The 19,326-nt window shown below is 72.1% G+C and carries 22 protein-coding genes; 11 read left to right on the forward strand and 11 right to left on the reverse strand.

What is annotated here, in order from left to right; genetic code table 11:
* Nucleotides 1-33: 33 nt before the first annotated feature.
* Nucleotides 34-876, forward strand: coding sequence for an SAM-dependent methyltransferase (locus I4Q55_RS00140; RefSeq protein WP_206783944.1), 843 nt, complete (start codon nt 34-36; stop codon nt 874-876).
* On the opposite strand, the gene I4Q55_RS00145 is transcribed toward I4Q55_RS00140, so the two are convergent.
* Nucleotides 873-1,811, reverse strand: coding sequence for a patatin family protein (locus tag I4Q55_RS00145; RefSeq protein WP_242545085.1), 939 nt, complete (start codon nt 1,809-1,811; stop codon nt 873-875). The genes I4Q55_RS00140 and I4Q55_RS00145 overlap by 4 nt on opposite strands.
* Nucleotides 1,812-1,915: 104 nt before the next feature.
* Between I4Q55_RS00145 and I4Q55_RS00150 the strand changes: the two genes are divergently transcribed.
* Genes I4Q55_RS00150 through I4Q55_RS00160 form a run of 3 tightly spaced genes read left to right on the forward strand, consistent with a single transcriptional unit; the run spans nt 1,916 to nt 5,474 of the window.
* Nucleotides 1,916-2,461: a PadR family transcriptional regulator gene (locus tag I4Q55_RS00150; protein WP_206783946.1), complete on the forward strand. Its 546-nt coding sequence runs from the start codon at nt 1,916-1,918 to the stop codon at nt 2,459-2,461.
* Nucleotides 2,458-4,470 carry an FAD-dependent oxidoreductase gene (locus I4Q55_RS00155; RefSeq protein WP_206783947.1) on the forward strand — a complete coding sequence of 671 codons (2,013 nt, stop codon included), beginning with the start codon at nt 2,458-2,460 and terminating at the stop codon, nt 4,468-4,470. Before I4Q55_RS00150 ends, I4Q55_RS00155 begins: the two co-directional genes overlap by 4 nt.
* A 50-nt stretch (nt 4,471-4,520) precedes the next feature.
* A complete protein-coding gene (locus tag I4Q55_RS00160) occupies nt 4,521-5,474 on the forward strand; it encodes a prephenate dehydrogenase (RefSeq protein WP_206784509.1) in 954 nt (317 codons plus the stop codon).
* On the opposite strand, the gene I4Q55_RS00165 is transcribed toward I4Q55_RS00160, so the two are convergent.
* Together I4Q55_RS00165 and I4Q55_RS00170 are read right to left on the reverse strand one after the other, a co-directional pair.
* Nucleotides 5,475-5,684 carry an antitoxin gene (locus I4Q55_RS00165; protein ID WP_206783948.1) on the reverse strand — a complete coding sequence of 70 codons (210 nt, stop codon included), beginning with the start codon at nt 5,682-5,684 and terminating at the stop codon, nt 5,475-5,477.
* 23 nt (nt 5,685-5,707) lie between these two features.
* Nucleotides 5,708-7,675 carry an FUSC family protein gene (locus tag I4Q55_RS00170; RefSeq protein WP_206783949.1) on the reverse strand — a complete coding sequence of 656 codons (1,968 nt, stop codon included), beginning with the start codon at nt 7,673-7,675 and terminating at the stop codon, nt 5,708-5,710.
* 68 nt (nt 7,676-7,743) lie between these two features.
* Between I4Q55_RS00170 and I4Q55_RS00175 the strand changes: the two genes are divergently transcribed.
* Nucleotides 7,744-8,193, forward strand: coding sequence for an SRPBCC family protein (locus I4Q55_RS00175; protein ID WP_206783950.1), 450 nt, complete (start codon nt 7,744-7,746; stop codon nt 8,191-8,193).
* A 107-nt stretch (nt 8,194-8,300) separates the two neighbouring features.
* Nucleotides 8,301-9,068, forward strand: coding sequence for a polysaccharide deacetylase family protein (locus I4Q55_RS00180; protein WP_206783951.1), 768 nt, complete (start codon nt 8,301-8,303; stop codon nt 9,066-9,068).
* On the opposite strand, the gene I4Q55_RS00185 is transcribed toward I4Q55_RS00180, so the two are convergent.
* The 4 genes from I4Q55_RS00185 to I4Q55_RS00200 form a co-directional block, all read right to left on the reverse strand.
* On the reverse strand, nt 9,065-9,544 hold the full coding sequence (locus I4Q55_RS00185) for a carboxypeptidase regulatory-like domain-containing protein (RefSeq protein WP_206783952.1): 480 nt from the start codon (nt 9,542-9,544) through the stop codon (nt 9,065-9,067). The two genes, I4Q55_RS00180 and I4Q55_RS00185, sit on opposite strands and share 4 nt — an antisense overlap.
* Entirely contained in the window at nt 9,541-10,146 is a 606-nt protein-coding gene (locus I4Q55_RS00190; RefSeq protein WP_206783953.1) for an RNA polymerase sigma factor, read from the reverse strand. Before I4Q55_RS00190 ends, I4Q55_RS00185 begins: the two co-directional genes overlap by 4 nt.
* 417 nt (nt 10,147-10,563) lie before the next feature.
* On the reverse strand, nt 10,564-11,229 hold the full coding sequence (locus I4Q55_RS00195; protein ID WP_206783954.1) for an SGNH/GDSL hydrolase family protein: 666 nt from the start codon (nt 11,227-11,229) through the stop codon (nt 10,564-10,566).
* A gap of 63 nt (nt 11,230-11,292) precedes the next feature.
* Entirely contained in the window at nt 11,293-11,904 is a 612-nt protein-coding gene (locus tag I4Q55_RS00200; RefSeq protein WP_206783955.1) for an NAD(P)-dependent oxidoreductase, read from the reverse strand.
* Between the two features lie 80 nt (nt 11,905-11,984).
* On the opposite strand from I4Q55_RS00200, the gene I4Q55_RS00205 reads away from it, so the two are divergent.
* Nucleotides 11,985-12,548, forward strand: coding sequence for a TetR/AcrR family transcriptional regulator (locus I4Q55_RS00205; protein ID WP_206783956.1), 564 nt, complete (start codon nt 11,985-11,987; stop codon nt 12,546-12,548).
* Here the strand turns inward: I4Q55_RS00205 and I4Q55_RS00210 are convergent.
* Nucleotides 12,545-13,033 (reverse strand): GbsR/MarR family transcriptional regulator, encoded by a 489-nt coding sequence (locus tag I4Q55_RS00210; protein ID WP_206783957.1) that lies wholly within the window; start codon nt 13,031-13,033, stop codon nt 12,545-12,547. The two genes, I4Q55_RS00205 and I4Q55_RS00210, sit on opposite strands and share 4 nt — an antisense overlap.
* 93 nt (nt 13,034-13,126) lie before the next feature.
* Here I4Q55_RS00210 and I4Q55_RS00215 point away from each other — a divergent pair, with 93 nt between their 5' ends.
* Together I4Q55_RS00215 and I4Q55_RS00220 are read left to right on the forward strand one after the other, a co-directional pair.
* The gene (locus tag I4Q55_RS00215; protein WP_206783958.1) at nt 13,127-14,023 is read left to right on the forward strand and encodes an ABC transporter ATP-binding protein; all 897 of its coding nucleotides are present in this window, start codon (nt 13,127-13,129) and stop codon (nt 14,021-14,023) included.
* Nucleotides 14,020-15,657 (forward strand): ABC transporter permease, encoded by a 1,638-nt coding sequence (locus I4Q55_RS00220; protein ID WP_206783959.1) that lies wholly within the window; start codon nt 14,020-14,022, stop codon nt 15,655-15,657. The genes I4Q55_RS00215 and I4Q55_RS00220 overlap by 4 nt, the downstream gene beginning before the upstream one ends.
* Here the strand turns inward: I4Q55_RS00220 and I4Q55_RS00225 are convergent.
* Entirely contained in the window at nt 15,654-16,133 is a 480-nt protein-coding gene (locus I4Q55_RS00225; RefSeq protein ID WP_206783960.1) for a hypothetical protein, read from the reverse strand. The two genes, I4Q55_RS00220 and I4Q55_RS00225, sit on opposite strands and share 4 nt — an antisense overlap.
* A gap of 58 nt (nt 16,134-16,191) precedes the next feature.
* Here I4Q55_RS00225 and I4Q55_RS00230 point away from each other — a divergent pair, with 58 nt between their 5' ends.
* Together I4Q55_RS00230 and I4Q55_RS00235 are read left to right on the forward strand one after the other, a co-directional pair.
* On the forward strand, nt 16,192-16,536 hold the full coding sequence (locus tag I4Q55_RS00230) for a hypothetical protein (RefSeq protein ID WP_307793086.1): 345 nt from the start codon (nt 16,192-16,194) through the stop codon (nt 16,534-16,536).
* Between the two features lie 84 nt (nt 16,537-16,620).
* A complete protein-coding gene (locus I4Q55_RS00235; protein ID WP_206783961.1) occupies nt 16,621-17,847 on the forward strand; it encodes an MFS transporter in 1,227 nt (408 codons plus the stop codon).
* On the opposite strand, the gene I4Q55_RS00240 is transcribed toward I4Q55_RS00235, so the two are convergent.
* Together I4Q55_RS00240 and I4Q55_RS00245 are read right to left on the reverse strand one after the other, a co-directional pair.
* Nucleotides 17,789-18,361, reverse strand: coding sequence for a TetR/AcrR family transcriptional regulator (locus I4Q55_RS00240; protein WP_206783962.1), 573 nt, complete (start codon nt 18,359-18,361; stop codon nt 17,789-17,791). The genes I4Q55_RS00235 and I4Q55_RS00240 overlap by 59 nt on opposite strands.
* Nucleotides 18,362-18,519: 158 nt before the next feature.
* Complete coding sequence (locus I4Q55_RS00245; protein WP_206783963.1) at nt 18,520-19,308, reverse strand: metal-dependent hydrolase; 789 nt, start codon at nt 19,306-19,308, stop codon at nt 18,520-18,522.
* Nucleotides 19,309-19,326 lie beyond the last annotated feature (18 nt).

Raw genomic sequence — 19,326 nt, forward strand, 5'->3', positions numbered from 1 at the left:
GCCCGTGGCAGCATGGGCCGCGAAGGGATGGTCATGATCAACCACGACGACGCGCTGAAGGCCGTCGAAAGCAGCCTCGACCGGCCGTCGGCCGCGCGGATCTACGACTACTTCATCGGCGGCAACACCCACTACGCGATCGACCGCGACTTCGCCGAAAAGGTCCGCGCCCGGCTGCCGCTCATCGGCGAGTACTGCCTGACGAGCCGGCAGTTCCTCGGCCGCGCCATCCGGCAGTGCGTCCGCGAAGGCATCCGGCAGTTCGTCGACGTCGGCTCCGGTTTGCCCACGGCGGGCAACGTGCACGAGGTCGCCGACGAGGCCGGCCCCGAACTGGACACGCGAGTGCTCTACATCGACAACGAGCCGATCGCGCTGGCCCACTCGACGTTGCTGCTCGCCGACACCGCCGACCCCGAGCGCCACCACGCCATCGCCGCGGACTTCCTGCAGCCGGACGACCTCTGGGAGCGGGTGAAGGCGTCGGAGATCATCGACGTGCGCCAGCCGATCGCCCTGGTGATCAACGCGGTCATGCACTTCGTCAAGGACGAGCAGAACCCGGACCGGCTGCTCGAGTTCTACCGCTCCCGGCTCGCCCCCGGGTCGCTGCTGGTGCTGTCGCAGATGACCAACGAGAACCCGGTGAACGACGACGAGCGGCAGGCGCTGCTCGACCTGCTCGAGTACTACGAGACCACGACGAACCCGGGATTCCTGCGGACGATGGCCGAGTTCGAACGCTTCTTCGGCGGCTGGCCGATGCTGGAGCCGGGACTCGTCTACGCCCCGGCGTGGCACCCGGACGAGCACACCGTGTTCGCCGGCTCGCCGTCGGAGTCACGCGTGATCGGCGGCATCGCGCGCAAGCCCTAAGACGCTTCGCGCAGGCTGTCCAGCACGTCGAGGACAGCTCCTTTGCCCAGGTCGACGGCTTTGCGCAGCACGTCGGGGTCGCGCTCCAGCACGGCCACGTCCGGCGCGCCCGCCGGTGGGCGGATGCTCAGGATCCGCGGGTCGGCCGCCAGGGTTTCTTCGTCCTCGACGTCCCGGCGGTAGGTGTCCTGCCAGGCCGGGATCGCGCCGGGTGCCTGACGACGGAGGAACCGCGGCACGACGACGTCGTGCACGCGCGGCGGCGGCAGCGGCAGCTCGTCGGCGCGGCGGGTGCGCAGCACGAGGACGTCGGTCGCGCCCTGGGCCAGCGCGGTGCGGTACGGGATCGGCTCGGCCACGCCGGCGTCGACGAACCGGCGGCCGGCCATCGGGATCGGCGGGCCGGCCAGCACCGGCATGCAGGACGACGCCGCGAGCGCGACCTTGATCGCGTCGACGTCGCCGAGGAAGGGGTGCAGGTCGGTTGACTCGCCGGTGTCGGCGTCGGTGGCCAGCGGGTGGAAGGTGACCGGGTTGGCGAGGATCGCCGGGAAGTCCATCGGTTCCAGGACCGAGTAGACCTGGTGGACGAGGTATTCGAGGTCGATCACCGCGCGGCCGCGCAAGGTGTGCAGCGGGTTGATGATCCGGCGCATGACGACCGGGTTCCACCACGTGCGGACGCCGGTCGAGGAGCGGCCGCAGAGCAGCCAGGCGCCGTTCAGCGCGCCGGCCGACGAGCCGTAGACGGCGTCGAACGCTCGCGTGACGCCGAGTTCGTCGAGGGCCAGGACCATGCCGCTGGAGTAGGTGCCGCGGCTGCTGCCGCCCTCGATGGCGAGCGCGAGGCGACGGCCGTCGGTGCGTTCTCCCGGGACACTGCCCGCCGCCATCCGTTCGGAGATCAGTTCGAGTACCGGGTGCACTCCTCCCATCCTGGTCTTTTCCGGGGTGAAGTCGACCCGATTTATCCCACCCGGGCGGGTGAAGTGATGCGCGCCTCGTTGCACTGCAACTCGTTGCATAGGACCCTGCCAGCATGGCACTGGAGCACGCGATCCTCGTTTCGCTGTCCGAGCGCGCGGGTTCGGGCTACGAGCTCACGCGGCGCTTCGAGAAGTCGATCGGGCTCTTCTGGAGCGCCACCCACCAGCAGATCTACCGCGTGCTGAAGCGGATGGAAGAGGCCGGCTGGGTGGCCGTCGACGTCGTCGCGCAGTCGGGACGGCCGGACAAGAAGGTCTACACCGTCAGCGACACCGGCCACGCCGAGCTCGTGCGCTGGCTGGCCGAGCCCAATCAGGCCGCCGGGCCGGTCGAGCTGGCCGTCAAGATCCGGGGCGCCACCTTCGGCGACCCGGCGAAGGTCGCCGAGGAAATCGGCCGGCACCGCGCGAAGCACGCCGAACGCCTCGACGTCTACCGCCAGATCGAGAAGCGCGACTTCCCCGCGCCGGCCGCGCTGACCGGCCGGAACCTGCACCAGTACCTGGTCCTGCGCGGCGGCATCCGCGCCGAAGAGGGCCAGGTCGAGTGGTTCGACGAAGTCCTGGCCGCCCTCCCCCACCCGAAGGACGCCCGATGAGCCCGTACCCGCACCTGCTGTCGCCGCTCGACCTCGGCTTCACGACCCTGCGCAACCGCGTCCTGATGGGCTCGATGCACACCGGCCTCGAAGACAAGGCCGCGCACTTCCCCGCGCTGGCCGAGTACTACGCCGAGCGCGCCCGCGGCGGCGCCGGGCTGATCGTCACCGGCGGCTTCGCGCCGAACCGCACCGGCTGGCTGCTGCCGCTGGCCTCGAAGCTGACGACGTCCGCCGAAGCGAAGGCGCACCGGCAGCTCACCGCGCCGGTGCACGACGCCGGCGGCAAGATCGCGCTGCAGGTCCTGCACGCGGGCCGGTACGCCTACCACCCGCTCAGCGTGTCGGCGTCGGGCATCAAGGCGCCGATCAACCCGTTCCGGCCGCGCGCGCTGACCGGCTACGGCGTCCGCAAGCAGATCGACGCCTTCGCGAACTGCGCCGCTCTCGCGCGCGAAGCGGGTTACGACGGCGTCGAGATCATGGGCTCCGAGGGATACCTGATCAACCAGTTCCTCGCCGAGCGCACCAACAAGCGCACCGACGCCTGGGGCGGCACGCCGGAGAAGCGGCGCCGGTTCGCCGTCGAGATCGTCAAGCGCACCAGGGAAAAGGCCGGCGACGACTTCATCGTCATCTACCGGCTTTCGATGCTCGACCTCGTCCAGGGCGGCCAGCGCTGGGACGACGTCGTCGCGCTCGCCCAGGAGGTCGAGGCCGCCGGCGCCACGATCATCAACACCGGCATCGGCTGGCACGAGGCCCGGGTGCCGACGATCGTGACGTCGGTGCCGCGCGCCGCGTTCACCTGGGTCACCGGGAAGCTCAAGCCGCACGTGGGCATCCCGGTCGTCACCTCGAACCGGATCAACATGCCGCAGGTCGCCGAGGAGGCCCTGAGCAGCGGCGACGCCGACCTCGTGTCGATGGCGCGGCCGTTCCTCGCCGACCCCGAGTGGATCCGGAAGGCCGAGAGCGGCCGCGAGGACGAGATCAACACCTGCATCGCGTGCAACCAGGCCTGCCTGGACCACGCTTTCCAGCGCAAGCTCGTGTCCTGCATGGTCAACCCGCGCGCGGGCCACGAAACGACGTTGACGCTGGCGCCCACCCGGCGGGCCAAGCACATCGCGGTCGTCGGCGCCGGTCCCGCGGGCCTCGCCGCCGCGACCGCGCTGGCCGACCGCGGACACAGCGTCGAGCTGTTCGAAGCCGACGACGAGATCGGCGGCCAGTTCGGCATCGCGCGGAAGATCCCCGGCAAGGAGGAGTTCGCCGAGACCATCCGCTACTACCGGCGGCGGATCGAAGTGACCGGCGTGAAACTGCACCTCGGGAAGCGCGTGGCCGCGGCCGAACTGACCGGCTTCGACGAGGTCGTGCTGGCCACCGGCGTCGCGCCGCGCGTGCCGTCGCTGCCCGGGATCGGCCACCCGAAGGTGCTGTCCTATGTGGACGTCGTGAAGCACGGCAAGCCGGTCGGCGCGCGGGTCGCGGTGATCGGGGCCGGCGGCATCGGCGTCGACGTCAGCGAGTTCCTCACGCACACCACGTCCCCGGCGCTCGACCGCGAGACCTGGCTGGCCGAATGGGGTGTCACCGACCCCGAACAGGCCGCGGGCGGGCTCGGCACGCCGCGGCCGGAGCCGTCACCGCGGCAGGTGTTCCTGTTGCAGCGCAAGAAGTCCGGGATCGGCGCCGGGCTCGGGAAGACGTCCGGCTGGGTGCACCGGGCCGCGCTCAAGGCCAAGCGCGTCGAGCAGCTCCCCGGCGTCACCTACGAGCGGATCGACGACGCCGGCCTGCACATCACCGTCGACGGCGTGCCCCGGCTCCTCGACGTCGACACGGTCGTCGTCTGCGCGGGGCAGGAGCCGGTGCGGGACCTCGCCGACGACCTCCGGGCGGCCGGGCTGCCGGTGCACCTGATCGGCGGTGCCGACGTCGCCGCCGAGCTCGACGCGAAGCGCGCGATCGACCAGGGGACGCGGCTCGCGGCCGCGCTGTAGCCCGAAGCGGGCTCGGCACTGGCAGGATGGGCCCCGTGCGAGACGTATGCGTGATCGGGCTCGGGCTGATCGGCGGATCACTGCTGCGCGCGGCGGCCGCCAGCGGCCGCACCGCGTGGGGTGCCGCCGTTTCCGAAGTGGACGCCGACGCGGCGAGCAGAGCGGGCTTCGACGTCACGACGGACGTCGAAGCGGCCCTGCACCGGGCCGCGGCCGAGGACGCCATGGTCGTGCTCGCCGTGCCGCTCCCGGCCGTGGAAGACCTGCTGCGCCTGGTCAACCAGCACGCGTCGCACTGCCTGCTCACCGACGTGACCAGCGTGAAAGCGCCGGTACTGGACGCGGTCCGCCGCCGCGTGCCCTACACGCGGTACGTCGGCGGGCACCCGATGGCGGGGACGTCGAAGTCGGGCTGGCTGGCCGGGGACGCGTCGCTGTTCCAGGGCGCCGCGTGGGTGGTCGCCGTCGAGGAGGACACCGACCTCGAAGCCTGGGCCGAGGTGGCGAAGCTCGTGCTGGACATCGGGGCGCACGTCGTCCCGCTACCCGCGGAGTCGCACGACGAGGCCGTCGCCCGGATTTCGCACCTGCCGCACCTGCTGGCGGCGATCCTGGCCACCATCGGTGCCGAGGGCGGCCCGCTGGCGATGTCGCTGGCCGCCGGGTCCTACCGCGACGGGACGCGCGTCGCGGGCTCGAACCCGCAGCTCGTGCGCGCGATGACCGAAGGCAACCGGGACGCGCTGCTGCCGATCGTCGACGAGGCACTCGGCCGGCTCGGCGCCGCGCGCGGCTCGCTCGCGTCGACCGGCGGGCTCGCGGCCACCATCAACGCGGGCTACGAAGGCGCGCAAGCGCTGACGGCCAGCCTGGACGTCGAACGCGCCGGGGTGCGGATCAGCCTCACCGCGCCGGACGCGCGGCAAGGCCTGATCGCACTGGGCGAGCGCGGCGGCCGGATCACCGGCCTGGCGGACGGGATCGCGACCGGCGAAGTGCAGTGACTACTGCGCCGGCGGGTTGTCCGGCGTGGTGTCGAACTTGTTGAGGAAGTCCTTCGCCTTCTCGACGCCGCCGTCGATCTGGCTGTCGTGGCCCGCGAACTTCGACTTCGCGAAGTCGGCGGCCTTGTCGAGGCCTTCCTCGATCTTGTCGTTGTGCTCGCGCAGGGCCTCTTCGGCCTTGCCCTTCAACGCTTCGAAGTCGATTCCCATGGGTGCATTGAACCGCACGATCCTCACGTGCGCCTGTGGTAGGGCAGGAACCGCCGGACGAGCCGCAGGGGTGCGCGTTCCACCAGGTCAGGGCCGCGGACGGCGTCGAACGCCGACTCCAGCTGGTCGACCACGCCGGACAGCTGCTCCGCGTCCGGCAGCGGCATCGACCGCGGCTCCCGCTGCTCCCGGACGGCCGACGCGAGTTCGCCCAGCGCGGCCGTGAGCAGCTCGACGTCGGCCGGGTCCGGCGGCGGCACGCCCCGCCCGATCGTCACGCCGACCTCGGTGACGGCGTCCGCGACGCGCTCCTGCGCGGCGATCACCGGCCACCACGCCACCGCCTGGCGGCCGTTCGCGGACGGCTCGACGACGGCCTGCTGGAACGCCGTCCGCAGGTCGGCCAGGGCCCGGTACGCCCCGCGCCGTGCCCGCGAGCGCGCCAGCCGCGCCTCGCCCGACGTGGCCTCGACCAGCGCGTGGGAGACGTACTTCGCGACGGCGTCCAGCCCGTCGGCCAGCCGCCCGCCGACCTGCGGGCGCCGGCTGCCCGGCCACAGCAGGTAGCCGAAGACGAGCACGATCACGCAGCCCAGCACGGTGTCGACCAGCCGCGCCAGCACCACGCTCCAGTTCCCGGTGTGGGCCAGGCCCATCTGCAGGATGATCAACGGCGTCACGAAGGCGCTCTGGATGCCGTAGTTGCGCACTTTCCCCACCGCGATGCCGCCGGCGAAGACCGCGCTGAGCGCCACCAGCACCCACCCCTGAGCGCCGAGGCCGAGCACGGCGGCGCCGATCCCGACGCCGATGACCGTGCCGATGCCGCGCAGCACCGCGCGGCCGAACACGGACCCGAAGTCGGGCTTGAGCACGATCCCGACGGTCAGGGTGATCCAGTACGACCGCTCCAGCGGCACGAGCAGGCCGACGACCTCGGCGATCGCGACGCACAACGTCAGCCGCAGCGCGGCGATCCAGGTCAGCGGGCCGGACGCGAGCGAGCCCGCCCACTCCCGCAGGCGGCGGTACCACGGCGTCGGCTCCCGGCGCTTGCGGTCGTCGCCCTTGCCGATCCGGACGAGACCCGCGTAGAGCGCGGCGAGGACCGGGTCTGGGTCGCCCGGCGGCACCGGCGGCGGGGGCGGCAGCGGCTGGCCGGCCAGCACCGCCGCGGAGAGCGCGACGAAGTGGTCGATGACCTCCTGCGCCGGACGGCGGCCCGCGTTGACCATCGCCACCGACGCCTCGACGGCGGGCGTCGTCGCCGAGAGCAGGTTGAGCAGCTGCCGGTAGGCGGCGTCTCGGCCGGACAGCCACGAACGCGCGGTCAGCAGCTGGTCGTAGGCGGTGTTCATCGCCGTGGTCAGCCGGTGGCGGGCCACCCGCGAGACGGCTTCGTCGGTCGCCGAGAGCATCGCGGCCAGCTCGACGTAGACGTGCGCGACGGCGGTGCGTTCGGGGCTGGTCGCGCGGACGGTCCAGGTGACGAGCGCGACCAGGAAGCTCCAGGCGGCGCCGAGGCAGAAGTACCCGAACAGGACCTCGACGCGGACGCCGGTCGCGTGCTGCCCGGTGGCGAGCACGCCGAACACGAGCATCTGCAGCCCGGCGACCGAGGCGTTGCTGCCGGCCGCGCTGATCACCGCCGACACCGCGGCGATCAGGACGACCGCGGGCACGGACAGCGCCGGCGTGCCGCCGGTGAGCAGCCCGACGAGGTAGCCGGCGGTCGCGGCGAGCGTCGCCCCGCCGAGCCGCCGGGCGCGGTAGCTGTAGGGCCCGGCCGATTCGGACAGCACGGCGGGCAGCGCGCCGGTCGAGATGAGCGCGCCGACGGCGATGTCACCCGCCGCGTAGGCGATCGCGAGCGGCACGGCCAGCGCGACCACGGCCCGGGCGACCATGTTCCACGGCACCGGTACCGGCGAGCTGCGCAGGAGCTGCACCAGCCAGTGCGGCGCGGCGAGGTCGGGGCGCGGCGTGCTCACCCCCTCATCTTGACCTACGCCCCCGGACGCGATTAATTATCAGTCCGTCAACAACGCGGGAGGTTCGAGTGGGCCGCAAGTACTCGTACGAGGTCAACCGCACGAGCACCGCGCCGCCGGAGGTGCTGTTCGCGCTCGAAGCGGACGGCCCGCGCTGGGCGGAGTGGGGAAAGCCACTGATCGTCCAGGCCCGCTGGGCGCGCCGGGGCGCCACCGAGCCGGACGGCGTCGGCGCCGTCCGCGAGGTCGGCCTGTGGCCGGTGCTGATCCGCGAGGAGACGCTCGAGTACGAGCCCGGCCGCAAGCACGTCTACGGCTTCGCCACCGGCAAGCCGCTCAAGGACTACCGCGCCGAGGTGCTCTTCACGCCGGCTCCCGGTGGCGGCACGCACCTGCGATGGACGGGCACGTTCACCGAGCCGGTTCGCGGGAGCGGCCCGGCACTGGCCGCGACGCTCCGGGTCGTGATCCGGCTAATCTCCGGCATGCTGGTCAAGGCGGCCGAAACCGGGCGCTGACCTGCGTGCGCCGGGCCACAGAAGATCGTCCGGCGCAACTTCCCCCAACTCCTCGACGTCACTCTTTCGGGTGGTCTTCGTGATCACCGCGAGAGAGGGGACGCGGGATGAAGCGAGTGGTGGCGGGGTTGGCCGTGGCCGTGTTGGCGCTCACGGCCTGTTCGACGGGCGGACCGGACGAGCCCGGGCCCGGCACGAGCCAGCCGAACCCGGCACCCCAGGGCGGGAGTCCCGGCGTGAAGACGTCCGGGCCGTACCCGTTCGGCACGGTCCAGCAGAAGGCGCCGCCGATCGAGAACGGCCAGGTCCCGCTCATCCGCCGGATCACCACGGACAAGCCGTACGTGTTCCTCACCATGGACGACGGCGCGGTGCAGGACCCCGACGCGCTCAAGCTGATGCAGCAGAACGGCACCCACCCGGTGCTGTTCCTGAACCAGAAGTACGTGAAGGGCCACGAGGCCTACTTCAAGCAGATCCTCGACGCGACGGGCGCGACGCTCGGCGACCACACGGTGAACCACCCGAACCTCAAGGGCAAGCCGTACGAGTTCCAGCGCAAGGAGATCTGCGACGACGCCGACGACTTCCAGAAGAGCCTCGGCATCCGCCCGTCGCTGTTCCGGCCGCCGTTCGGCAACTACGACCAGAACACGTTGAAAGCGGCGGCCGCCTGCGGGATGCGCGCCTCGGTGCTGTGGACGGCCGCGGTCAACGACGGGCACGTCCAGTTCCAGGTGGGCGACAAGCTCCGGCCGGGCGACATCGTGCTGATGCACTTCCGGAAGACGTTCAAAGAGGACTACACGGCGTTCGTGGAGCAGGCCAAGAAGGACGGGCTGATTCCCGTCCCCCTGGCCGACTTCCTGGGTTAGAGCACGACCGTCGGCGTCACGACGGTCCGGCGGCACGACACGTCGCCGAGGTGCACGAGGATCTGCGTCGTCCCGCGCGGCACGTTGTCGAGCACGAACCGGCCGCCTTCGTCGGCCGTCGTCGACGACGTGCCGTGCTCGGCGACGCGGACCTCGACGCCGTACTGGCCCGCCGGGACCAGCCAGCCGTCGATGCGGTGCAGCTTGCCCATCTTGGTCAGGTTGATCATCACCGTCAGGTCGCTGACGGTGAACGTGATCGTGCCGGTGCCGCCGCCGCGGACGCCGGCGAGGTTGTCCACCCGCTCCCACCGGGCGACCTCGACGTCGAGGTCCTCGAGGGCGAGCGCGAACTGGACCCGCTGCACCAGGTCACCCGGTGGCGGATCCAGCTCGTCGAGGAAGCGGCCGATATCGGCCAGCAGCACGTCGTCACCGAAGGAGGCTTGGCCCCCCGGCGCCCCGAGGTCGTTCATCGGCTTCCCCCTTCACTGGCGAGGAGATCGCGCATCTGGTCGAGGCAGCGACCCCTGGTCGGGCCGACACTGCCGCGCGGCATGCGCAGCGCCTCGGCGACGAGCTGGTACTCCGCGCGACCGGCGAGCACGGTCAGCCGGAGCAGTTCCTGACAGCGGTGGGGCAGCCGGACGAAGGCGCGCCAGACCCGGCGGTCGCGGTCGGCGCGGACGGCTTCGTCTTCGGGTGCCGGTTGGGTGCTCGGCATGGCTTCGGCGACTTCGTCGCTCAGCGGCACCGGCTGCACGCGGCGGCCGAACGGGTGGGTGGCCTCGCGGCGGGTGGTGGTGATCAGCCAGGCGGCGAGGGCCTTGGGGTCGCGCAGCTTGCCGAGCTGGCTGAAGAGCGCGAGCCACACGGTCTGGACGACGTCTTCGGCGACCGCGCGGTCGAGGCCGTTGGCCCGGGCGACGTGCCAGACGAGCGGGGTCAGCTCTTCGACGAGGCGGGCCATCGCCCGGCGGTCGCCGTCTCTGGCGGCCTGCATGCACGCAGCGTGCAGCTCGGCGCCGGACAGGCCCTCCCAAGGCGGATCTACCTCTGTGGTTTGCACGTCGGTCACCGTATCTGCCCCTCTTCGGAAGAGTCTTCGAGTCGGCAATGGCAGTATCGCGGTTCCTTCGGGGGGAAGGAGCGTGCAGGTGGATCTCGGATACATCAGTCACTTACTTCGTCGGTCGTGCACTACCGGTCAAATGGTGGCTCAAGGGAGGTACCGGCCGGCGCGCGTGGCACGCACCGACCGGTACTCCCCTCCCTCAAGGACCCGCTCCCCAACGGGCCCTCGCCGGATGTCCCCTCCCCCGAAGGGCACCCGGCCGACGGTGTCCGGAAGCCCCCTCGGCTCCCGGCCACCGCGTTCACTCCGAACGCGACACCCCCTGTCGTGTTCCTCCGTGCTTGGCTGCTCCACAGGACGCAGTGAGGACACCGCCAGATACACGAATCCGCGAATTTTTTTGAGATCCACCCAGCGCGGCTAACTGATCACAGCGCGTGCCAGCGTCCCGGCCCACCGGGCGTAGCCGGCGGGCCCCGGGTGGAACCGGTCGCTCGCGAAGGCGCCGGGGTCGAGCAGGGCGGGGTCCATCGGGAGGTGCCGGACACCGGGCAGGCGGCCGAGGGTGGCGGCCGCCTTGTCGAGGGCGGTCGAGCGGGCCGAAAGGACGTCGCGCAGCGGGCGCGGCAGAGCGGGGAAGCGGGACATCGGCGGCACGCCGGCCAGGAGGACGTCGACCGGGCCCAGCCGACGGCGCAGGTCGAGCACCAGGTTCAGCAGGTCACGGCGGTAGCCGGCGGCCGTCCGCAGCTCGATGGTGTCGTTGACGCCGAGGGCGACCACGACCAGGTCGGCCGGCCGGACAAAGGGGACCAGCTCGGCACGGGCGACGCGGGCGTTGGCGCCGGTCCGGCCGACCGCCTGCCAGCGCACCGCCCGGCCGTCGCGGGCCAGCTCGCGGGCGAGGCAGCCGGCGAGCGCTTCCTCGTGGCTCGCCGCGCCGACGCCGTCCACCGTGGACTCGCCGAGCACGGCAAGCCGGAAGGGTTCGCCCGCGCCGGGGACGAGTCCTTCGGTGGGTCCCGCCGCGCCGGGGAGCCGCGGGGTCTTGCGCTTGACGTAGACAGCCTGAGCGAGGAGCACCATGCCGGAATTAGAACAGCGGCGCGAAGCGCCTCCGTTGAGGGCGGCGGCGGGGAGGAAGGCGGATTAGCCGTGTGCGATCGAAACCTTCCGCCTGATCAGCGTGGGGTCCGCCACGGCGTCGAGCAGGTACGCGGCGACGTCGGCACGCCGGATCGTGTAGCTGCCGCGGACATTGCCGTCGAGCCTGCTCCGCACCGCCCCGGTCCGCGGGCCGTTGAGGAGCATCGGCGGGCGGACGACGGTCCAGTCGACGGCGCTGGCCATGACGAGGTCCTCCATCGCGCGCATGTCCCGGTAGCCGTGCTTGAGGACCGCGTCGAGCAGCGGTTTCACGAGCGTGCGGGTGAAGAAGCCGTCGCCGTCGGTGTCCAGCCCGCTGGCGCTGACGACCAGCAGGCGCTTGGCGCCGGCCGCGAGCGCCGCCCGGGCGCCGTCGGCGCAGACCGTCGTCGGCTTGCGGTCGCGGGCACCCAGCGCGGAGATCACCGCGTCGCGCCCTTCGATGGCGGCCGCCAGCTTGTCGTGTTCCCGCAGCCCGGCGACCACGACCCGCGCCGGCAGCCGCAGCTTGGCCGGGTCGCGCACGACGGCCGTGACGTCCCAGCCGCGGTCCATGGCCTGCTTGACGACCTCGCCGCCGACGCCGCCGGTGGCGCCCAGAACGGTGATCCGCATGTCTCCTCCTCGGTTAGTGAACACTTACCAGTAAGGTGAGTGTTCACTAACCCGACTGAGAACGCACTCAGGGAGCCGCCATGGGAAGCCGCGAAGAGATCGTCGCCGCGGCGGCGAAGGTGATGCGCGAGCAGGGCTACGCCCACGCGACGACGAAGGTCATCGCGCAGACCGCGGGCTACTCGGAGGCGATGCTCTACAAGCACTTCCGCGACAAGACCGACCTGTTCCTCAGCGTCATGGGCGAGGAGTTGCCCGCGCTCGGCGCCACCCTGGCGGAGCTGACCGCCGACCCCGGCCGGGCGCCGCTGCGGGACAACCTGGTCCGCGTCGCCCGGCTCAGCCTGGCCTTCTACGTCGAAGGGTTCCCGATCGCGGTCTCGGTCTTCTCTTCGCGGGAGCTGCTGCGGTCCCACCGGGAGCGGCTGGGCGAGCACGGCCCCCGCCTGCTGCTGGACGGCGTCGCGGCGTACCTGCGCGCCGAGCGGCGACTGGGTCGCGTCAAGGCGGGCACCGACGTCGAAGCGGCCGCCGCCCTGCTCCTCGGCGCGTGCTTCCAGCAGGCCTTCCTGGCGACGTTCGAGGAGACCGAGCCGGCCGACCGCGCCGAGCGGCTCGCGGACGTCCTGCTCGCCGGCCTCTAGGCGTTCTTCTCCTCGCGGAGCTTGTGCCAGCGCTCGTACATGCCGTTGAGCTCCTCGAGCATGAACGACAGGAAGTCCCGCATCTCGGCCAGCCGCTTCCCGGCGGGGGAATCCTCGCCGAGCGCCTCGATGCCGTTCCCGGCCGCGTCGCGCCACATGATGATCATGCGGTCGCGCTTGAGGAACGTGGCGTACCAGAGGTCGTCGTAGAGGCGGTAGTGGTCGCGGCGCTCGCCGGGCTCGCGCTCCTTGGCAACCAGGCCGACCTGCTCGAGATAGCGCACCGCGCCCGAGACGGCGGCCGGGCTGACCGACAGCTGGGCGGCCAGGTCGGCGGCGGTCAGCCTGCCCTCGTCGGTGGTCATCAGCGCGGCGAACACCCGCGCGGGCATGCGCTGCATGCCGATCTGCGAAAGCACGAGCCCGAGGCTCTCGACGTACCGGCGGACGGCGTCTTCATCTCGTTTCGTGTCAGGCGTCGTCATCGGCCCATCCTTTCGTACCCGTCCCCCAAGATCACTCAATCTAGACATTTTCTTAACTTCACAACTTCATGAAGCGAGCGTAGCTTCCGAAGCATGGAAAACGCCATTTCGGTCATCGACCTGCACAAGTCGTTCGGCCGGACGAAGGCCCTCGACGGCCTCGACCTGCAGGTACCCGCTGGGGAGGTGCACGGCTTCCTCGGTCCGAACGGCGCGGGGAAGTCGACCACCGTCCGGGTGCTGCTCGGCCTGCTCCACGCTGACTCGGGGGACGTCCGGCTGCTCGGCGGCGACCCCTGGAAGGACGCCGCGAGCCTGCACCGCCGCCTGGCCTACGTGCCCGGCGACGTCAACCTCTGGCCCAACCTCTCCGGCGGCGAGGTCATCGACCTGCTCGGCCGCCTGCGCGGCGGGCTCGACGAGAAGCGCCGCAACGACCTGATCGAGCGGTTCGACCTCGACCCGAAGAAGAAGGGGCGGACGTACTCGAAGGGCAACCGGCAGAAGGTCGCCATCGTCGCCGCGCTCGCGTCGCGCGTCGACCTGCTGATCCTCGACGAGCCGACGTCCGGCCTCGACCCGCTGATGGAGGCGACGTTCCAGTACGCCATCCAGGAGGAGCGCGAGCAGGGCCGGACCGTGCTGCTCTCCAGCCACATCCTCGCCGAGGTCGAGGCGCTGTGCGACAAGGTCAGCATCATCCGCAACGGCCGCGCGGTCGAGTCCGGCACGCTGGCCGAGCTGCGCCACCTGACCCGGACGTCGATCACCGCCGAGCTCGCCGGGCCGCCGAACGGCCTCACGAAGCTGGCGAACGTCCACGACCTCAAGGTCGACGGCAACCGCGTCCGCTTCGACGTCGAGACGCGCTCGCTCGACGAAGCCCTGCGGCAGCTCACCGAGGTCGGCGTCCGCAGCCTGGTCAGCCAGCCGCCGACGCTGGAGGAGCTGTTCCTGCGCCACTACACGACCGAGGCGAGCGCGAAATGACCGCGACGCTCTCCCGCGCCGAAGCCGCGGTGGCGCCCGCCCACGAGCTGGCCGGCACCGGGCACCTGACCCGGCTCGCGCTGCGCCGCGACCGCGTCGTGCTGCCGATCTGGATCGTGCTGCTCAGCATCGTCCCGGCGAGCACGGTCAACACGTTCACGCAGTTCTACCCGACCCTCGCCGACCGGCTCGCCCTGCAGGCGGGCGCGAACGCCAACCCGTCGTACGCGCTGCTCTACGGGCCGCCGTTCGACCTGACCACGGCCGGCGGGTTCATCGCCTGGCGCATGTGCGGGTTCCTGGCGCTGCTCACCGGGCTGATGGCCGTCTTCACCGTCACCCGGCACACCCGCGCCGAAGAGGACACCGGACGCGCGGAACTGCTCGCGTCCGCCGTGGTCGGCCGATACGCGGCGCTGACGGCGTCGCTGCTGGTGGCCGGCGGCGCGAGCGTGCTGATCGGGCTGATCCAGGCGGTCACGCTGATCGGCGCCGGCCTGCCCACGGCGGGCTCGCTCGCCTTCGGCGCGGCGGAAGCGCTGGCCGGGCTGGTGTTCACCGCGGTCGCGGCGGTCGCCGTCCAGCTCGCCGAGTACTCCCGGACGGCCAACGGCATCGGCACCGCCGTGGTCGGCGCCGCCTTCCTGCTCCGCGGGGCCGGGGACTCCACTGTGGACGCTCGCTGGCTGTCGTGGCTGTCACCGATCGGCTGGGTGCAGCAGGTCAGGGCGTTCGCCGGCGAACGCTGGTGGGTGCTCCTGCTGCCGGTGGCGTTCGCGCTGGTCGTCGGGGGAATCGGCTACTGGCTGCTGCCCCGTCGCGACGTCGGCGTCGGCATCCTGCCCCCGCGCCCGGGCCCGGCGACGGCCGCGCCGAGCCTGCGGTCGCCGCTCGCGCTCGCCTGGCGGCTGCACCGCGGGCCCCTGCTCGGCTGGACGATCGGCACGGCCGTGGTCGGCGCGGTGTTCGGCTCGATCGCCAGCGGCATCGGCGACCTCGTCGGCTCGAGCCCGCAGGCGCAGCAGATCATGGAACGGCTGGGCGGCAGCCACGCGCTGACGCAGGCGTTCCTCGCCGCGATGGCCGGGATGTTCGCGATGGTGGCGTCGCTGTACGGCGTCCAGGCGGTGCTGCGGATGCGCGGCGAGGAGACCGCGGTCCGGCTCGAGCCGGTGCTGGCGACCAGCGTCGGCCGGCTGCGCTGGGCGGGCGGCCACCTGGTGTTCGCCTTCTTCGGCACGGCGGCGCTGCTGCTGTCCGGTGGGGTGTTCATGGGCCTGGCCAACGGGCTGCGCACCGGCGACGTCGGCGGCTCGCTCGCCGACACCCTCGCCGGGATGCTCGTCCAGCTGCCCGCGGCCTGGGTGGTGGTCGCACTGGCGGTGACGATCTTCGGGCTGCTGCCGGGCTTTTCCGCGGCGGCGTGGGCGGTCGGCGCGCTGGCACTCCTGCTGAGCCTGTTCGGCCCGGTCGTCGACCTGCCGCAGGCGGTGCTGGACGTCTCGCCGTTCCAGCACCCGCCGAAGATCCCGGGCCAGGAGTTCACCGCGACACCGCTGGTCTGGCTGGTGGCGGTCACCGCCGTGGCCCTGGTCGCCGGCCTGGCCGGCTGGCGGCGCCGGGACGTCGGCTAACGCACCCGCAGCTCGTGGTCGGGACCGGCCACGAGCTGCGCCTGCGGGCCGCCCGTCCCGCACCCGGGCCCGTTCGGCTCGCCGAAGGCCGGCGTCACCTCGATGGTGTGCGGTTTCCCGTCGTCGAACCGGACGGTGACCTTGACCGGTTCGGCGGGTAGGCCCGGGACGTCTGCGAAGCCCTGCAGGCCGCCGGTCGGCCGCATCGACGTCCCGCACGAGGCGTCCGGGCCGGTGCCGGTGCAGGTCGTCGCGCCCGCCGACGTCTCGGGATAGAGGCCGACGTCGCGCGTCACGCACTGGCCGCGCCAGCAGGCTTCGAGCGTCGCTTTCGAGACGCCGTTCGGCGACGGGATCGACAGGCTGATGCCGACCGGCATGCCGATCGCCGTGCAAGCCCGCTCCGGCCCGGCCCCAGCCCCGGCGCACCCGGTCGTCACGGCGGCGAGCATCGCGAATCCCACTACGTACCGCATGCCGTCCAGACGGAGCCGGCGGCCGCGGGGTTGCACCGGTCAGTCGCGCCATCCGCTGGTGAACGGCAACGAGGGGGTCTCCGAAGTGGGCGTGACCGACGTCGTCGGCTGGACGGTGACCTCGACGAAGCTGGTGGTGGTCGTCGGCGGCGACGTCTCGACGGACGTGACGGTGGACGGCGGCACGGACGAGGTGACGGTAACGGGCACCGCGGCCACGGTCCTGGTCGGCGGCGTGACGGTGTCGACGGTGCGCGGAGTGCTGCGCCCGGCGATGAGCAGCGCGGCCACGAGCAGCCCGGAGGCGAATCCCGCCAGCCCGGTGACCGCGGCGGAACCCCAGGTAGGACGACCATTCATCCGGGCACCCCCTCCCCACGCGCGGCGCGGGTTCGAGGACTGACTCGCGTTGATCTTACGTCGTGTTACGGACCGTGCCACTTGAGTCTTGTTGACTCAACTTTGTTGAGCGTGCCAGATTGAAGACATGGGGGCACTGGCGAACCGCGACTTCCGCCGGCTGTGGCTCGCCGATCTGGTGAGCCAGCTCGGCAGCCGGGTCGACGTGCTGGCCGTGCCGCTGCTCGCGGTCACCGCACTCGGCGCGTCGGTCTTCGAGGTGTCCCTCCTGCGGGCGGCGGAAAGCCTGCCGTACCTGGTGCTCGGCCTGCAGGTCGGCGCCTGGTGCGACCGGATGCGCCACCGCCCGGTGCTGATCGCCGCCGACCTCGGCCGCGCGGCGCTGATCGCGTCGATCCCGGTCGCCGCGCTGTTCGGCGCGCTCGAGCTGACGCACCTGCTGGTCGTCGTACTCGGGACCGGGCTGCTGGGCGTGTTCTTCGACATCGCGCACCAGACCTACGTCCCCCGGCTGGTCACGCGCGAGCAGCTGCCGGACGCGAACTCCCGGCTCCAGACCAACCTGTCGATGGCCGCGGTCGCGGGGCCCGGCCTGGCCGGGCTGGTCGTGCAGGCGTTCGGCACCGTCGCGGCGCTGGCCGCCGACGCCGTCAGCTACCTCTGGTCCGCGCTGTGGCTGCGCCGGATCGAAACGCCCGACGTGCGCCCCGAACCCCGGCCCCGCCGGCTGCTCCGGGAAATCGGCGACGGCCTCCGCGCGGTCCGCGACGACCGGATCCTGCTGGCCATCAGCCTGCACGGTGCCGTGTCGAGCTTCTTCCAGTCCGTGCACCTGGCCATCGTCGTCGTGTTCCTCGCCCGTGATGTCGGCCTCTCGCCGTGGGCGATCGGACTGCTCGGCACGGTGACGCTGACCGGCGCCCTCGCCGGCGGGCTCACCGCACGGTGGGTCGGCGCGCGGGTCGGCGGGGCGCGGGCACTGGTGGGCGCGGCGGTGCTGTACGGCCTCGCTTACCAGCTCTACCCGTTCACCGGCCCCGGCTGGGCGCTCACCTGCTACGTCGTCGCCGGGTTCTGCACGGCCTACGGCGTCATCGTGCTCAACGTGTTCGGCATGAGCTTTCAGCAGGCCGCCGCGCCGGCCGAGCTGCTGGGCCGGGTCAACTCGATCACCCACACGTTCATCTTCGGCGCCGTCCCGCTCGGCAGCCTGCTCGGTGGCGCGCTGGCGAGCGCCCTCGGGATGCGGGCGACGCTCCACATCGCGGCAGCCGGCGTGCTGGCCTCGGCGGCGATCATGGTGTGGTCGCCGCTGCGGAAGCTGCGGGACTTGACGCCCGCAGGCCGTCGATGACCACGCGGATCAGGTGCCCGCTCCCCGGCGCGTACCGCTCGACGGCGAGGCAGCCGGCGATGAGCGCCCGCAGGTCGTCGCCGTCGATGTCCGCGCGGACGGCGCCCTCGGCCTGGGCGCGGGCGAGCAGCTCGGCCAGCGCGGCCCGGAACTCCGCGCCCGCGCCGGCCTTGAAAGCGTGGCCGCTCGACTCGGCGAGGGCGTCGCAAATCGCCCGGTTGAGCGACGCCTGCCTGATGACGCGGACGAAGTAGTCGAAAAAGACCGCACCGGGATCCTCGGCGGCGGCGAGTGCGCGGGCCTCCTCGGCGAACTGCTGGATGCGTTCGAGCACGACGGCCTGGAAGAGCGCCTCCTTGCTGGGGAAGTGCCGGTAGACGGTCCCGGCCCCGACGCCGGCGAGCCGCGCGATGTCATCGAGCGGCACGGCCAGGCCGTCCAGCGCGAACGCCTCCTCGGCGGCGGCCAGCACCTTGGCCCGGTTGCGCCGCGCGTCGGCGCGCATCTTCTCCATCACGTTCTCCTCGTTGACAACCGGAACGCACGCTCCGTATCGTCCTAAGCGGGCCCGCCGTTCCGATTCAACGCCCAGTGTTCCAGGAGAATTCCGATTTGCGGAGCCGCCGTTTTGCAGGCCAGGGCCGATAGCCACCGCCGCGGCCGCGGACCGGCTCAGGGCGTGGTCGCCTGCTGGCTCGACGGCGGGATGAACAGCCGCTCGAACGTGCTCACCGTGTACTCCCACACCCCCGGCACCAGCAGCACCCCGAGCAGCGCGAACACCGGGAAGATCAGCCGCTTCTCGACCTTCTTGCCGGTGCGGAAGCGCAGCACCTTCGGCGGGCGGATCTCGTACCACGTCTCGCCCGCGATCGGGAGCGGGAAGAGGAACGGGCAGCCGGACTCGGTCAGGGCGTCGCCCAGGCAGTGGGTTACGCAGCCGACCGCGACCGCGATGCCGAGCCAGCCCGAGATGGCCGTCAGTTCACCCGCTCGATCGGGTGGCGCGGTGAAGAACCACCAGGCCACGGCCGCGCCGCTCACCGGCAGCAGCCAGTCGCCCAGTGCGCCTTCCGCCAGCATCAGCCCGAAGACGACCACGCCCACCACCGCCCACGGGCCGCCTTGGGCGGTGCCCCACGACGTCAGCAGGCCGAGGCCGGCCGCGAACAGGACCGTGTGGGACAGGTGGCGGTGCTTGCCCGAAACCTTCTCGTCGCGTGGCCCCTTCGTCAGGGCGTAGAACCCCGCCGAGACGCGCCGCAGCACCCAGGACAACGCGCCCGTCAGCCAGCCCAGCAGCCGGGACGCGCTCGCGCCGGGGTGGTCGAGGTCCGGCAGCAGGGCGAACCCCGCCGTGGTCGCCGCGAAGACGACCGCCTGGTGCACCGAACCCGCCCCCACCGCGGGCGCGATGGCCAAGCCCGCGCACCAGCCGGTCAGGGCATGCGTCCGCCCCATCATCGTGCCGCCCCCAGG

Source organism: Amycolatopsis sp. MtRt-6 (genome assembly GCF_017308975.1).
In the GTDB taxonomy this organism is placed as follows: domain Bacteria; phylum Actinomycetota; class Actinomycetes; order Mycobacteriales; family Pseudonocardiaceae; genus Amycolatopsis.